The 14,121-nt window shown below is 64.6% G+C and carries 14 protein-coding genes and 2 pseudogenes; 9 read left to right on the top strand and 7 right to left on the bottom strand.

Annotated features, from left to right (window positions below; all coding sequences use genetic code 11):
• A partial coding sequence (locus RHODMAR_RS28140) for a hypothetical protein (RefSeq protein WP_198289396.1) occupies positions 1 to 200 on the bottom strand: 200 nt, incomplete at its 3' end.
• A gap of 78 nt (positions 201 to 278) precedes the next feature.
• On the opposite strand from RHODMAR_RS28140, the gene RHODMAR_RS05165 reads away from it, so the two are divergent.
• The 3 genes from RHODMAR_RS05165 to RHODMAR_RS05155 all read left to right on the top strand — a co-directional run bounded on the left by RHODMAR_RS05165 (position 279) and on the right by RHODMAR_RS05155 (position 2,792).
• Positions 279 to 1,532 carry an LCP family protein gene (locus RHODMAR_RS05165; protein WP_008712019.1) on the top strand — a complete coding sequence of 418 codons (1,254 nt, stop codon included), beginning with the start codon at positions 279 to 281 and terminating at the stop codon, positions 1,530 to 1,532.
• Between the two features lie 32 nt (positions 1,533 to 1,564).
• Positions 1,565 to 2,125, top strand: a complete 561-nt coding sequence (locus tag RHODMAR_RS05160) for a ferritin (protein ID WP_008712017.1) — start codon at positions 1,565 to 1,567, stop codon at positions 2,123 to 2,125.
• A 112-nt stretch (positions 2,126 to 2,237) separates the two neighbouring features.
• Positions 2,238 to 2,792: a ferritin gene (locus RHODMAR_RS05155; protein ID WP_008712015.1), complete on the top strand. Its 555-nt coding sequence runs from the start codon at positions 2,238 to 2,240 to the stop codon at positions 2,790 to 2,792.
• A gap of 129 nt (positions 2,793 to 2,921) precedes the next feature.
• On the opposite strand, the gene RHODMAR_RS05150 is transcribed toward RHODMAR_RS05155, so the two are convergent.
• The 5 genes from RHODMAR_RS05150 to RHODMAR_RS05130 form a co-directional block, all read right to left on the bottom strand.
• A complete protein-coding gene (locus RHODMAR_RS05150) occupies positions 2,922 to 3,833 on the bottom strand; it encodes a DUF5926 family protein (protein WP_008712013.1) in 912 nt (303 codons plus the stop codon).
• A 10-nt stretch (positions 3,834 to 3,843) separates the two neighbouring features.
• Positions 3,844 to 4,617: a glycerophosphodiester phosphodiesterase gene (locus tag RHODMAR_RS05145; protein WP_008712011.1), complete on the bottom strand. Its 774-nt coding sequence runs from the start codon at positions 4,615 to 4,617 to the stop codon at positions 3,844 to 3,846.
• Entirely contained in the window at positions 4,614 to 5,702 is a 1,089-nt protein-coding gene (locus RHODMAR_RS05140; protein WP_008712009.1) for a DUF4328 domain-containing protein, read from the bottom strand. Before RHODMAR_RS05140 ends, RHODMAR_RS05145 begins: the two co-directional genes overlap by 4 nt.
• Positions 5,703 to 6,023 carry a rhodanese-like domain-containing protein gene (locus RHODMAR_RS05135; RefSeq protein WP_042938077.1) on the bottom strand — a complete coding sequence of 107 codons (321 nt, stop codon included), beginning with the start codon at positions 6,021 to 6,023 and terminating at the stop codon, positions 5,703 to 5,705. It lies immediately after the preceding gene.
• Between the two features lie 286 nt (positions 6,024 to 6,309).
• Positions 6,310 to 7,608: a DUF2254 domain-containing protein gene (locus RHODMAR_RS05130; protein WP_042938075.1), complete on the bottom strand. Its 1,299-nt coding sequence runs from the start codon at positions 7,606 to 7,608 to the stop codon at positions 6,310 to 6,312.
• 128 nt (positions 7,609 to 7,736) lie between these two features.
• On the opposite strand from RHODMAR_RS05130, the pseudogene RHODMAR_RS05125 reads away from it, so the two are divergent.
• Positions 7,737 to 8,662: pseudogene (locus tag RHODMAR_RS05125) on the top strand (LLM class F420-dependent oxidoreductase).
• 94 nt (positions 8,663 to 8,756) lie between these two features.
• Here the strand turns inward: RHODMAR_RS05125 and RHODMAR_RS05120 are convergent.
• Positions 8,757 to 9,830, bottom strand: a complete 1,074-nt coding sequence (locus tag RHODMAR_RS05120; RefSeq protein WP_081605907.1) for an acyltransferase family protein — start codon at positions 9,828 to 9,830, stop codon at positions 8,757 to 8,759.
• A 337-nt stretch (positions 9,831 to 10,167) separates the two neighbouring features.
• Between RHODMAR_RS05120 and RHODMAR_RS05115 the strand changes: the two genes are divergently transcribed.
• From RHODMAR_RS05115 to RHODMAR_RS05095, 5 genes and pseudogenes are all read left to right on the top strand, one after another.
• Complete coding sequence (locus RHODMAR_RS05115) at positions 10,168 to 10,791, top strand: superoxide dismutase (RefSeq protein ID WP_008711999.1); 624 nt, start codon at positions 10,168 to 10,170, stop codon at positions 10,789 to 10,791.
• A gap of 225 nt (positions 10,792 to 11,016) precedes the next feature.
• Positions 11,017 to 11,544 (top strand): hypothetical protein, encoded by a 528-nt coding sequence (locus tag RHODMAR_RS05110; RefSeq protein ID WP_008711998.1) that lies wholly within the window; start codon positions 11,017 to 11,019, stop codon positions 11,542 to 11,544.
• A 207-nt stretch (positions 11,545 to 11,751) separates the two neighbouring features.
• The gene (locus RHODMAR_RS05105) at positions 11,752 to 12,453 is read left to right on the top strand and encodes a TMEM165/GDT1 family protein (RefSeq protein WP_008711996.1); all 702 of its coding nucleotides are present in this window, start codon (positions 11,752 to 11,754) and stop codon (positions 12,451 to 12,453) included.
• 32 nt (positions 12,454 to 12,485) lie between these two features.
• Entirely contained in the window at positions 12,486 to 13,673 is a 1,188-nt protein-coding gene (locus tag RHODMAR_RS05100) for an ATPase (RefSeq protein ID WP_008711994.1), read from the top strand.
• Positions 13,670 to 14,121: pseudogene (locus RHODMAR_RS05095) on the top strand (hypothetical protein); the annotation flags it as partial. The gene RHODMAR_RS05100 and the pseudogene RHODMAR_RS05095, both read left to right, overlap by 4 nt.

The following is a 14,121-nucleotide window of genomic DNA, read 5'->3' as shown; positions in this document are numbered from 1 at the left end:
AGCAGCCACCGAGCCAGCCGCGCCCACCCCAGCAGCGCCCACCCCAGCAGCGCCCACCCCAGCAGCGCCCACCCCAGCAGCGCCCACCCCAGCCACCACCGAGCCAGCAACCGCCTCGCCGGCAACCGCCGGGTAACCAGCCGCCACCCCCGCGGCAGTACCGCCCGGGTCCGCCGCCACCGGATCGGAACCAACGTCACGGGAGCCCCGAACCATCGGGGCGGCCCGCAAGCAGCCGTCCCCAACAACAGGGACCATCTCCGGAGGGCACCGAGTTCATCCGGCGCGACGGCAGGCCCATCCCCAGACCCGAAAGGTCGGCCGCCCCGCAGCGGGCGTGGTCGCAGGCACCGGAACCCGGCTCGGCGCAGTCGAAGACACCTGATTCGCCCAATTCGACGCGTCAGTACTCACGCTCCCAGGACGATGGGCAGGGCCGCAGCGGGTATGCCCCGCGCCAGCAACCGGAGCCGTTCGCCGAAGAGCGGCGGCAACCTGCGCCTGCACCACGCGCTTCACGCCGTCCCGAACCTGCTCGACCACAACGCGATTCGCGCCCTCCGAAGGCAGCGAAGCCGCGCAGGCGCAGGCATTGGGGACGACGTTTCCTGATCGTGCTGCTCATCCTCGTACTGGGGATCGGCGGCGTCGTGTACTACGTCGACAGTTCGTTGACGAGAGTGGATGCACTCGGCTCGTATCCCGGCCGCATCGGCGACACACCTGGTACCAACTGGCTGCTCGTCGGGTCGGATTCCCGTGCGGGCCTGACACCGGAGCAGGAAGCCAGTTTGGCCACCGGCGGGGAGGTCGGCCCCAGCCGCACCGACACGATCATCCTGATCCACATCCCCGAGGGCGACGGCGCGACCACGATGGTGAGCCTGCCGCGCGATTCGTACGTGTCGATCCCGGGCAACGGCGAGGACAAACTCAACGCGGCGTTCGCATTCGGTGGACCGCCGCTGCTGGTGCAGACGGTCGAAGGTGCAACCGGGGTGCACATCGATCACTACGCCGAGATCGGCTTCGGCGGCTTCGCCGGTATCGTCGACGCGGTCGGTGGGGTCAACGTGTGCGTGCAGAATGCGATCGACGATCCGTTGGCGGGTATCAACATTGCGGCCGGCTGTCAGGATCTCACCGGGTCCGAGGCACTCGGATTCGTGCGGTCACGTGCCACCGCTTTGGCCGACCTCGACCGGATGAACAATCAGCGAGCATTCATGTCGGCGCTACTCGAAAAAGCAACCAGTGCATCGACTTTCCTCAACCCGCTACGGTTGTGGCCACTGATCTCCGATACCGCGTCCTCGTTGAGCGTCGGCGAAGGAGATCACATCTGGAACCTTGCCGCACTGGCCTGGGCGATGCGCAGTGGACCGGTGACCACGACGGTACCGGTCGGCGGATTCCAGGACTCCGACGTCGGAAACGTGCTGCTGTGGGACGACACTCGTGCGCCGGCATTCTTCGACGCCATCGCCCAAGATCGCGAGATTCCGCCGGAACTGCTGACCGGAGGCCCCTGAAAGCAACAGATCCCCGGTATAGGTTGGGGTTCATGACATCGCTGTCCGCCCAGCCCGCCGCGACGCCCGGTGGGTCGTTCCACGATCTACTGCGCGCCCAGGTGCGCTGCGAGTTCACCGCATCCCAGCAGTACGTCGCGATCGCGGTGTGGTTCGACCGCAACGACTTACCGCAGCTCGCCGCGCGCTTCTACGCCCAGTCCGCCGAGGAACGTCGACGCGCGATGATGATGATCAGGTTCCTCGTCGACAACCGGCTCGACGTCGACGCGTCGGGGATCGACGACGTCGTGACGGACTTCGCATCGGCGGTCGAGCCGGTGGAACTGGCGTTGCAACAGGAGTTGTCGGTGACCGATCGGATCACCGCACTGGCACGCAGCGCTCGGTCCGAGGGTGACTACATCGGCGAGCAGTTCACTCACTGGTTTCTTACCGAGCAGGTCGAAGAGGTGGCGGCGATGCGCACTCTGCTCACGGTGGTGCGCCGGGCCGGATCGAATCTGTTCGACGTCGAGCAGTACGTCGCCCGTGAGATCGGCGGGTCCGTGATCCGCGCCACCAATGCCCCGAAAGAGGCCGGGAGCGCGTAGCGTGCGCCCTGCTCAGAGCAGACAATTAGGATTCACTGTATTAGGCAACGTTCGCCTCATTAAGGTTCGGCTTGGATGACAGTGCCCTCTGACCAGGCATATTGTCCCTCTCATGAGCGCAGATATCAAAGAAACCAGCCACACCAAGTTCCACGCACTTCTTCGCGACCAGATTCGCAACGAGTTCAACGCCTCGCAGCAGTACATCGCCACCGCTGTCTACTTCGCGAATGTCGATCTGCCTCAGCTGGCCACGCACTTCTACGCGCAGTCGGTCGAAGAGCGCAACCACGCCATGATGATCGTGCAGTACTTCCTCGATCGCGACATCACGGTCGAACTGACCGGCGTCGACGCATCGAAGTCCGTCTTCACCGATCCCCGTGAGGCAATTGCCCTGGCGCTGGCGCAGGAAGAGACCGTCACCGAGCAGATCATCACTCTGGCGAGCACCGCACGCGAAGAGGGTGACTACCTCGGCGAGCAGTTCATGCAGTGGTTCCTCAAGGAGCAGGTCGAAGAAGTTGCCAGCATGAAGACCCTGCTCAACATCGCAGACCGCGCCGGCCACAATCTGTTCGATCTCGAGCAGTTCGTCGCTCGCGAGATGAACACCAGCGTGGCCGCCGACGCAGGCGCACCCACCGTCGCCGGCGGATCGCTCTGATTCACACTGCCGCAAGGCACTAGTAGCGCGCGCTCACCCGGGTGGTCGTCGAACAAGCAGCTCTTGTTCGACGACCACCCGAATCGTGTTCTACTGCACATCTTTCGAAGGCCCGATCACCCGGACGGATCAGCGCAGCGTGACCTGGCGGCCGCGCAGACCGTCCCGTGAGCGCAGCTGCGACGCCGTCAACGGAGCGTCGACCGCCAGCGCCTCACCGAGCTTGTCGCCGAATTCCTTGGTGGGCGCGGCCCATTCGGTGGGGTGCATCTCGGGATCGAGATCGAACACCGGCACCAACAATCCATGGGTGCGGAACGACCCGGCGTAGCGTGATCCCTCACCCAGATGCAGATCTCCCGCAGCGTGCAGGCGGGCGAGCGCGAGCATCACCTCGTCCTCGGTTTCCGGTCGAACCCACCGGATGTGCGCCTTGTCGCCGGCATCCACCCACCAGGCCGCAACGACGCCGTCCGCTTCGATCCGTGCCGAGGGCATGATCGCCTGGTTGGCGCGTTCCACAGTGTCAGCCACATCGGCTGCCGGAGTGGCACTTTCGGGAATCCACCAGTTGAAGTCCTGATGGACGGTGATCTCGAGCAGTGCGGAGGCGTCGAGCACATCGGTCAAGGCGGGAGTGTTCTCGTCCACCGTGGCGGCTTCGAGCGACTCCCCGGCCGGCGCGGTTGCCACCCAGCCGAGTGCACTACTGATATCTGCTGCAGCATCTTTCGACTGCGTTTGCACCTGCAGGCCCACGAATCCCTCGACGGTGCCGGCTTGCTCGCGCACCAGTGCCGCGACTGCTCCGGGGAGCACGGTCCCCAGCGTGATGGTGCGGCCGTCCACGCTGATCGGCGCGGTTGCCGTCGCCGACGGGACGAACTCACGCAGGGCTACCAGATCGCACTCGGCGGCAAGACCCTCGAACGGGCGCGTCGACACCGATTCGACGCTTGCGCGTTCGGCTTCACGCTGCGCCAGCTTCGCCGCTCGGTTACTGCCCTGCTTCGGACCGCTGTTTCTTTTGCTCTTACCCACGCCCGAAAACCTACACGTTCTTCGATTCGAGCCAGGCTCTCGTTCGGCCCGGGTGATTCGTGGCGATCCAGCCGACTCCGAGTTCGCGGCACAGGTCCACGTCCTCTTTCTCGTCGACGGTCCACACGTAACTCGCCCGACCGGACGCGGCAGCGCGGTCGATGATGCTCGGATGCTCTCGCAGCGCACGGATGGACGGGCCGACCGCGGTGGCACCGACGGTCGTCGCCGCTCCCCCCCCGAGGTAATGCGAGCTGTCACCCAGCAGCACCGTCGGGAGCATCGGGGCCGAGCGGCGTACGCGCCACACCGCCGACGGTGCGAACGACATGATGACCGCGCGTGAATGGTCTGCCGAGGCGGGCGCACCGATCCCGAACTTGTGCAGTTCGGCGAGCACCGCGCTCTCGATCAGCGATCCGTAGCGCACCGGATGCTTGGTTTCGATGAAGAGCTTGACCGGCTTGCTACCGAAGTCCAGGACCAGGGAGATGAGGTCGTGCAGCGTCAGGAGTTCGGCAGGTTCGTCGGTATCGCCGTAGTCGAGCTTCGCGAGTTCGGCGAAGTCCATCTCACTGACGATGCCGGTGCCGTTCGAGGTTCTGTCGACACGGCGATCGTGCACGCACACGATGTGACCGTCCTTGGTCAACCGGACATCGCACTCCACGCCGTCCGCCCCCTCGCGCAAAGCGAGATCGTAGGCCGCGAGGGTGTGTTCCTTCTTCGCCGCGGATGCCCCTCGATGCGCGACGACGAGCGGGCCACGGCGGTCGGGACTCACGACGCCGTCACCGCCCCAGCTTTCTGCAACGCGGGTTCCTGCTCGGCGCGCTCGTCCTCGGGCTGGCGTTCGGGCTTGTGTTCGGGCTTGTGTTCGGGCTTGTGTTCGGGCCGGCGTTCCTTGCCGGTAGCGATCACCCAGCGGGTGGGACGCGCCCGAGCCGATCCGCGCAGCGTGCGGCCTTCGAATCGGCGCATCACCGCCAGGGTCAGCACGGCGGATGCCGCGGCGACCGCGGCGACGACGGCCGACAGCAACACTCCGTCGGCCCGGGCTTGCAGTCCGCTCTGCAGATTCCACAGCAATTGCACGACCACCAGTGCGTTACTCGTGGCCCAGACACCCCACCAGACTCGGACCAGCGAAATCTCACGGCTCACGTCGGCCTCGGAATCGCCCCGGAGACGAACCACCTCGGTCAAATAGACCCCCGGCATGACGATGCGTACCAGCGGCAGCATCGACAGCAGCAACATCCACCGCACCGATCGGGGATCGGTCGCGCCGGCCGCGGCGAAGGCACGTCTGCGTTGCTCGATCAGCCAGCACGATGAGCTGATCAGAGCGAACAATCCGACGACGAGCGCACCTACCTGAGCGAACAACACCAACGCGTCCGATACCGCCAGCGTGATCGGCGAGAGGAGTCGCGTGCGGTTGTACAACAGGATTGCGTAGCGGAACACTTCGGCGAACGCGGCGAGCGTCAGCAGCGCGGCGGTCACGATGACGAGCATCTGAGCATTCGCGGCGTACTGCTCGACGCGGCCGACGCGGCGATTCGCCGTCGGATCGCGCGGAATGTCGTGCAGGCCCCAGGAGGGCGTCGAGTCGTAGCGCGGCGTGGGGGTCGGGGCCGTGGTGCGCGCGGTTCTCGAATTCGATGTGGCCGAGTTCGATGTTGCCGGGCGAGCGATCCAACGGAAGTTTCGTCGTCCCTGCGCAGGTGCCCGGGCGGATACCGGCGAAAGCAGGACACCGTGGCAACGGGGACACCAGGTGCCCGGCCGCGCGCCGACCGCCCAGCGAGTGCTGCAGCGGGCACAGACCTGGAAAGCCTGGGCGCGTCCCTGCGGCGGCGTCATCTAGATGATTCTCGCTTCGTGCGAGTCGTCGCGCTCGATCGGTCGACCGGACTGGTGCCAGTCCAGCATCCCACCGTCGACGTTGATCGCCTCGAAACCCACGCGATTGAGGTATTCGACGACGCGAGCCGAGCGGCCACCCGCTTTGCAGACGACGTAGACCTCGGACTGATTGTCGAGCTCACCGGCGCGAGACGGGATGTCGCCCATCGGGATGTGCACGGCATTCGGTGCGTGTCCGGCCTGCCACTCGTCGTGCTCGCGCACATCGAGCAGCACCGCCGTCGCCGGAAATGGCACCGGAAGTCGATCGACGGTCACGGAAGGCGGCTGCTCTGGATGAGACACACCTCGATCTTGTCACGGCGTCACGCGGGGCTGCCACCCATGTCCCGACGACCGAAGCGCCGCCCGGCTATGACCTATGCCACTTTCGTCCCCAGAAGTTATCCACAGTATCCACAGCTTCATACACAGAATCAGGGCCTGTGCCGGTTTCTATCCACAGGTCAGAGCTTCGAGTCGGTCCCGCGGTGTATCGAATACCAACTCGGGCTGTGGATCGATGGTGATTTGACACAGCCTCTGTGCACACGCTCGCCGGCGGCTACGAGGCGGACAGAATCGCCTGCCTGGCGACGTCGATCTCGCCACGGCAGAACTCGATATTGACCCGATCTCCCGTCGACGCCGTCTCCGCAGCGTCGATCAACGCCAGGTGACGCAGGATCGCCTCCCGTACATCCAGATCCACCGCGGCGATTCCGATTCGCCGGGCCAGCATGATCGCCGAGGTCATCGCCACCGGTGCCTCCAGAGCGTAGATGCGCACCGCGTCGAAGACGTCGCCGATCAACTCCGTCATCGGCAGCCTGGTCACGATGAGCCGCACGGTCTGGTCGGAGTCGACGCGGCCCAAACTCGGCGCGGGGCGTCGGGCCATCGGGACCAACCCGGTCGCGAGTTCGTTGAAAGCGTTGTGCGCGGTGTACGGATCGTTGGTGCCGGGCGACAGCGCACGCACCGCCATCTCGACCAGCTGCTGCACCGCGAACTGGATATCGCGATACGGAGTTCGGGTGATGCCGAAATCCACGGCTTTGCACACCGCATCCGCGACATCGTCTGCCCGCTCGGGGGGATGGACGCGCACCAGTGTTTCGCCCTCGACGATGTGATCTCCGGGCCGCGCCAGCACTTCGATCATGCACCCGCAGGACTCGGCAGCGGACAGCAATGCCGCCTCGTCCACGCTCAGCACGAACCCGGACTCCTTGCTTCCGACCGTTGCGCTCTCGGTCCGGGGCGGCACCGCGGGCCGGGAATTCTCCGGTTGCTCCTCCGGATACAGCGTGTCCACCACGGCCACCAACTCCGAACGCACCCGAGCCGACAGGGTGGAGACCTGGATGGAACCGGCGATGTGATTGATGAAGTACACCAGGACAGCAACGTCGAGGACAGCCAACACAACAGCGACATTGACCGCGATGTCGGGAACGAACTGACCGTCGTCGATGGTGGCATCCTGAATCGATCGCAGCACCATCAGCGCGTAGAGAAACGTTGCTCCGAAGGTTCCCAGAACGAACTGATTGCCGCGGTCGTTCATGAAGTTTCGTACCAGGCGAGGTCCGTAGGTGGAACTCGCAGTGGCCAAGACCGACACGGTGATCGAGAACGACGTTGCGGCGACGGCCAACATCGAGCCACCGATCGCGCCGAGAATGTCGCGGCTGCCGCTCGCACCGACGCGGTAGAGCAGCGCACCCCAGACGCCGAGATCTGCGTCGTTGAAAGCGCGATCCACGAAGATCAGAGCCTGCGCGAGCACCAGCGCACTGATGCCCAACGCCATCGGCAGAAACCAGAACACGTCCGACAAACGCGACAGCTTCATTCTCATGCGGTTTTCCCGTCCATTCCTGCCCGTGTCGTACGCGATCGCACCCAGGCCTCTACCGACACACGCTAGGTGACGTCGGCACGCCAGTCTCATCACGATCGAGGATTAGGCTGGAAATCATGACCTCGATCGAGCTGCGCGTGTTCACCGAACCCCAACAGGGAGCAACCTACGACGACCTCCTCCGCGTCGCCAAGGCCTCCGAAGACTTCGGCTACGGTGCCTTCTTTCGGTCCGATCACTACCTCGCGATGAGCGGAGACGGCCTGCCAGGCCCCACCGACGCATGGATCACGCTGGCGGGCCTGGCCCGCGAGACGTCGACCATTCGGCTCGGCACACTCGTCACCTCGGCAACGTTCCGCTACCCCGGACCACTCGCGATCAGCGTCGCCCAGGTCGACGCCATGAGCGGTGGCCGCGTCGAACTCGGCCTCGGTGCCGGCTGGTTCGAGGACGAGCACAAGGCCTATGGGATCCCCTTCCCGCCGCTCGGCGAACGCTTCGATCGGCTCGAAGAGCAACTGGCCGTGATCACCGGCCTGTGGGACACGCCCACCGGCGAGACGTTCTCGCACGCAGGCGCCCACTACCCCGTCACGGACTCCCCTGCACTCCCGAAGCCGCTGCAGACTCCCCATCCGCCCATCGTCATCGGCGGCGGTGGCAAGAAGCGAACCCCGGCACTGGCCGCGAAATACGCCGACGAGTTCAACATTCCCTTCGCCTCGCTGGCCGATACCGAAACACAGTTCGGCCGCGTCCGCGACGCATGCAGCGCCGTCGACCGCGACCCCGATTCTCTGGTCTACTCCAACGCCCTGGTCCTGTGCTGCGGCCGCACCGAAGAAGACATTGCTCGACGCGCCGCTGCACTCGGTCGGGAGGTATCGGAACTACGCGAGAACGGTGCCGCAGGCAGCCCGCCGAACTCGTCGACAAAATCGGGCGCTTCGGAGGCGTCGGGGCCACCCGCGTGTACTTGCAGACCATGGATCTCACCGATATCGATCACCTCGAACTCGTCGCGTCCGAGGTACTCCCGCAGCTGTAGTGCCGCCCGAACCCGCCACGCCCAAGTCCACTCGACGTGACATCGACCCCCGAAAAGGCCACTGAATGTCACATCGAGTACCTCTGGCAGCGGCTCAGGCGGCAGATCGTGCGGCGGATCGAGCGCTGATTCTCGCGTACCACTCACTGATCCATCGCGCCGCGGGCAGCTCGATCCACCGGTACATGATCTCGGCGATGGCGGCGGTTCCGATCAGAAATGCGATGACGGCGACAGTGGGGCCGAAGTGCGGTTCCACCGTCGCGTAGATGCGGTAGAGGATCAGCGTGTGGATCAGATAGATGCCGTAGCTGCGGGTCCCGATCCAGCGGATGACGGGCCATCGCGTGATGGGTCCGTCGTATCTGGCCAGCACTACGACGGTTGCGACGATCACGAACAGGGTCCAGAGGTAGCGGTCGCTGGTCCAGAACGCGCGAGCCTCCATGGCGAGGCGGATGACCTCGATCTGTGCGATGACGGCGACCGACAGCCAGCGCCAGGTGGCCAGTCGCGCCCAGCCGAGGTAGATGATCTGGCCGAGGAAAAGGGTGGGGAGGATTGCGCCCACCTTGGTCAGAAAGGGGATCGCATAGGGCTGCGGTGCGTACATGTTGTACGTGATGATCAGCGCACACAGGGCTGCCCCGAGGATCGGCACGACGATCGGCCGCGAGCGCAAGGTGGACCGCATGGAGGTGCAGTAGAGGTAGAACGCGACCTGAACGACGAGTGTCCACGTCACTCCGAGCACTGCCACCTCGGGTTTGAGGAAGAATCCACCGAGGAAGAAGCTGAGCGCTGCCTCGCCGTTGGTGATGCCGGGTTGACCACTGAACATGCCGTTGAGGCCGAGTTTGACGAGAATCACGGCCAACGCGATGGCGAACCAGAAGGCGGGCACGAGCCGAGCCAGTCGCGCCACCATGAAGTCCCGACGCGACTGCCGCATGGCAGATCGAGTGATCAGCAGGCCGGTGAGCAGCATGAAGATGCTGACTCCGACGAACGACAGGTGCAGGTTGAGGCCCAGGCCTCCGATGAATACGACGCCGACCAGATCGAGCATCCACCAGCCACCGCCGACGTCGTCGAGCAGGTAGAACGAGATGTGCGAGTACAGGACCGCGAGGGCGGCGATCGTGCGCAGAAGGTTCGCACCGTTCATCTGGACTCGGGGCGCGGCGACGGTCTGCACGGCGACGGACTCCTCGACCGCATTCTCGGTCGGCCGGTCCCCTTCCACACTCTCGAGTTTAGGTTCCGTTCATCTAGAGAACCAATTCAGGGCAGTTCCGCAACTGTTTCGTGATATTCGAAGCGGATTCTCAGCTCTGCAATTGACTGTCTTGTTCACACGAATTTATTCCGAGAAAAGCATCTCGGTTACAACGGTTGCACAAGGGGTAGGAATGAGATTGGGTTGAACCCTACGAAAGATCCGCAGTAGGACGAACGTGTCCGCATCACATGATGGGCACGGCGTCGTTAGAGAAGGGAACCACGTGTCCGAGTACACCTTGCCCGACCTTGATTTCGATTACTCCGCCCTCGAGCCGCACATCTCGGGCGAGATCAACGAGCTCCACCACTCCAAGCATCACGCCACCTACGTCGCCGGTGCCAACACCGCGCTCGAGAAGCTGGCTGCAGCTCGCGAAGCCGAGGATCACGGCAGCATCTTCCTGCTCGAGAAGAACCTTGCGTTCCACCTCGGCGGCCACGTCAACCACTCCATCTGGTGGAAAAACCTCTCGCCCAACGGTGGCGACAAGCCCGAGGGCGATCTCGGTGCCGCGATCGACGACCAGTTCGGTTCGTTCGACAAGTTCCGCGCCCAGTTCACCGCTGCGGCCAACGGCCTGCAGGGCTCGGGCTGGGCCGTTCTCGGCTACGACTCGCTCGGCAAGAAGTTGCTCACCTTCCAGCTCTACGATCAGCAGGCCAACGTGCCGCTGGGCATCATCCCGCTGCTCCAGGTCGACATGTGGGAGCACGCCTTCTACCTGCAGTACAAGAACGTCAAGGCCGATTACGTCAAGGCGTTCTGGAACGTCGTCAACTGGGCCGATGTCCAGGCTCGTTTCGAGGCCGCGACGGCGAAGACCCCGGGCCTGATCTTCCCGTAAGTCTCAGCACCACCAGCTTCAGTTTCTGAAGCACCAGCGTCACCGACCGCGTGAATGGACCATTGCCCAGACGGGTGCAATGGTCCATTCACGCTTCGAAGGCGTACGAATTCGGCGCTGGCACTCTCCCCATCTTGTGTGCCAGCCGTTTTCGGTCCATTCTCTTCCTTACCCAACGTCGTGTGCCCGGCTTCTGGCCTGTACCTGTCTGGGAGGAATTTCGAGATGGACGAGCGCGATCTCATCGGTGTTTCACCGTTTCATGCCGCCGGTCTGCTCCGCGGATTCGTGATTTCCGGTCGTTGGCCGGATACCACCAAGGAATGGGCTCAATTCTTGGCTCTAGCCGTCCGTGTTGCGTCGATGCCGGGACTGTTGGCGACGTCGACGGTGTTCGGGGCGCGGGAGGAATTGCCCGACGACCCAGCGCCGGGGACGGTCGGGTTGGTCGTCGCCGAGGGTCCGGTGATCGGCGACTTCGCGTTGGCTCCCGGACGCTTCTCGGGACCTCAACCTGCCGCACTCCTGATGTTGCATCCGCCGTCGGAGACGACACCCACACTGCCGGAGTGCGTGGGTGCGGCGTCCGGCTGCGTTCTGCTGCCCGGCCTTCCGCATCTGGGTCTGGACCATCGGGCGGCGTGGGTGGAGGCGGAGTCCGACGGCACGGTCACCTCGATGGTGAGCCGGGTGGGCCTCGATCCCATCAGCGATCCCGACACCGCAGTTTTGGCGATGCTTCTCGCATCGTGACCGGTGCCCGTACACGAATCTTCGGGGTGCCAAACTTATTGGCGCATTGGACAATTCGTGCCGGGCCCCATAAAGTCGTCGGCAGCGAAGGGGAGTAGCCCCCAATCATCGTGTCGACATACTGGTCGCCCACTGCGGCCCGGCACCTGAACCGGCCAGTTCCGGTGGGCGAGACCTTCGGTCCTTTCGACGACCGAGGAGTCTGCTGTGCTGTCCGCTCTACTGTTGAGTTTCGCTGTCGTTTTCGTGGCCGAGTTGGGCGACAAGTCCCAGCTCATGGCCATGACGTTCGCTCTGCGCTACAAGTGGTACGTCGTCATCGGCGGCATCACGGTGGCGACCACCGTCGTGCACCTGGTTTCCGTAGCGGTCGGCCATTTCCTCGGCGTCTCGATCCCGACCGAGCTGATCTCCATCATCGGCGGTATCGCGTTCGTCATCTTCGGACTCTGGACGCTGCGCGGCGACTCCCTGTCCGACGACGAGGGCGCGAAGGCCTCCCGTGTCACCAAGTCTGCATTCCTGGCGATCGCCTCGGCATTCTTCCTCGCCGAACTGGGCGACAAGACGATGCTGGCCACCGTCACTCTGGCCGCCGACAACGACTGGGTCGGGGTGTGGATCGGCTCGACGGTCGGCATGGTCGCGGCCGACGCGCTCGCCATCGTCGTCGGCGCAGTACTCGGAAAGCACTTGCCGGAGCGGGTGATTCAGTACAGCGCAGCGATCCTGTTCTTCGTCTTCGGTGCCGTCCTGTTCTTCGAGGGCCTGATGCCCGGCACTGCCGCCCCGTACATCGCGGCCGGGGTGGTCGCGGCACTGTCTGCCGCCGTCGTCGCATTCGTTCGTTTCTTGCGCACCAGGACTGCGCAGGAAACCGAGAAGCAGACCACCACCGAAGACGCCTGACCTTGGTTTACACTCCTCTTCCGGAGGGGTGAATGGACACAGATCATCGGGTGACGGGTACCGACGCAGCACATCGATCGACCGACCGCCTGATCAGAATTTTCGGCCGGTTCGTCGGCACCGGCTACATCGTGTATCTGCTACTACTGATTCCCGATATCGCGCGCAACAGCGCCGCCATGCCCGGGTGGTGGATCTGGACGGCCGTGGTGCTCACCTTCGGCAGCGGTTTGACGTTCGGAGCGTTCACTTTTCACCCGAATATCGCGGTCATACGGGTCGCCGGTTCCGTTGCCGCCCTTGCGTTCCCGATCATGGCCTTGCTGTGGTGGGTGGCCTGGGACGGCGTCACCTTCGATCAGGGTGGAACGTTTCTCGCCGCATTTCCCGGCCTGGCTTCGCTTGCCGCCGCCACCGTCTGGCGACCACTACCTGCATTCGTTCACACGACAGCATCGGTCGTCATCGTCCAGCTCATCAATCAGGCCGTGCGAGAGCCGTTTCCCCGTAGCAACGTGATCGCCGAGATATTCTTCGGGTTGATGTTCTGCACGGTGTTCGTGGCCGCGACACTGGCCGCATTGCGCACCGGCCGCATTCTCGACGCCACGATCAGCGCTACCCATGGCGATGCCGCACTGGCCGCCGCAGCCACTGCGCGCGAGGTCGAGCGTGAACGATTCGACGCCCTGATCCACGACGAGGTCATGTCGTCTCTGCTGGCCGTCGCGCGGCACGGCCGCACGCCGACCCTGGCGCGCCAGGCCCGCTCGGCTCTCGCACATCTGGACGACCTGACCATCGGCACGGTCTCCGAAACGTTCTCCGCGGACGAGGCGCTGGCTCAGCTTCGTGCTGCCGCTACGGCGGTCGACGAGTCCATCGACTTCACCGTGGGTGAGCAAGCACCGGGCCAGCCGGCGGCGAACTACCCGGCGGAAGTCGTCCGAGCGATCGCCGCTGCGCTCGCAGAGGCCCTGCGCAACAGTCGAATTCACGCGCAGTCGTCGAATCGCTCGGTTGCCGTCTCGCTGACGTCGTCGACGTTGCAGGTTACGGTGCAGGACGACGGCATCGGCTTCGATCGACGCTCGGTGCCCCCACACAGACTCGGCGTCGCGGTGAGCATCGAGGGCAGGATGCGTCAACTCGACGGCGGTTCGGCCGATATCGAATCCTCCAGCGCCGGCACCATCGTCGAGTTGAGCTGGAAGCGATGAACGGTCAGGACATCCGCGACCTGCTGTCGATGAAGTCCTCGGCCGCGTATGCGGTGGCGGGCTTCTACATCCTCGCGTGCGTTGTGTGTGCGTCGGCGACCCTGGACGGAGTGTCGGCGGTGTGGCCACCGTTCGTAGCCGTCCTCGTGTTCGCCGGTGCCGTCATGCTGTTGCTCGGAGCCCCGGGCGATCCACTGAGCCCACGGGTGACCGCGCTGCTGACCGCGTCGGGTCCGGTGGCCGCTGCGCTCGACTTCGCAGTACTACCGGTCCCGGTCTCCGGTGCCCTGCAAACCTGGCCGCTCGGGATGTCGGTGGTGATCTACACCTTCATGTGCGTTCGCGGCCGCACACTCGCAGCGTGGCTGGGTCTGGCGCTGAGCCTGTCGGTCGCCATCGGCTGGGCAGTACTGACGGACCAGGGGGCGCTGTACGGACTGTCGTCAGT

The organism is Rhodococcus sp. AW25M09, assembly GCF_000333955.1.
In the GTDB taxonomy this organism is placed as follows: domain Bacteria; phylum Actinomycetota; class Actinomycetes; order Mycobacteriales; family Mycobacteriaceae; genus Rhodococcoides.
Note: the sequence above shows the minus strand (reverse complement) of the source record. Positions and strands in the feature narration are given on the sequence as shown.

Excerpts from the sequence above, each read along its gene's own strand:
- RHODMAR_RS05160 (WP_008712017.1), top strand. The coding sequence starts at position 1,565 with ATGACATCGCTGTCCGCCCAGCCCGCCGCGACGCCCGGTGGGTCGTTC.
- RHODMAR_RS05155 (WP_008712015.1), top strand. The coding sequence starts at position 2,238 with ATGAGCGCAGATATCAAAGAAACCAGCCACACCAAGTTCCACGCACTT.
- RHODMAR_RS05140 (WP_008712009.1), bottom strand. The coding sequence starts at position 5,702 with ATGACGCCGCCGCAGGGACGCGCCCAGGCTTTCCAGGTCTGTGCCCGC.
- RHODMAR_RS05130 (WP_042938075.1), bottom strand. The coding sequence starts at position 7,608 with ATGAGAATGAAGCTGTCGCGTTTGTCGGACGTGTTCTGGTTTCTGCCG.
- RHODMAR_RS05120 (WP_081605907.1), bottom strand. The coding sequence starts at position 9,830 with ATGAACGGTGCGAACCTTCTGCGCACGATCGCCGCCCTCGCGGTCCTG.
- RHODMAR_RS05110 (WP_008711998.1), top strand. The coding sequence starts at position 11,017 with ATGGACGAGCGCGATCTCATCGGTGTTTCACCGTTTCATGCCGCCGGT.
- RHODMAR_RS05100 (WP_008711994.1), top strand. The coding sequence starts at position 12,486 with ATGGACACAGATCATCGGGTGACGGGTACCGACGCAGCACATCGATCG.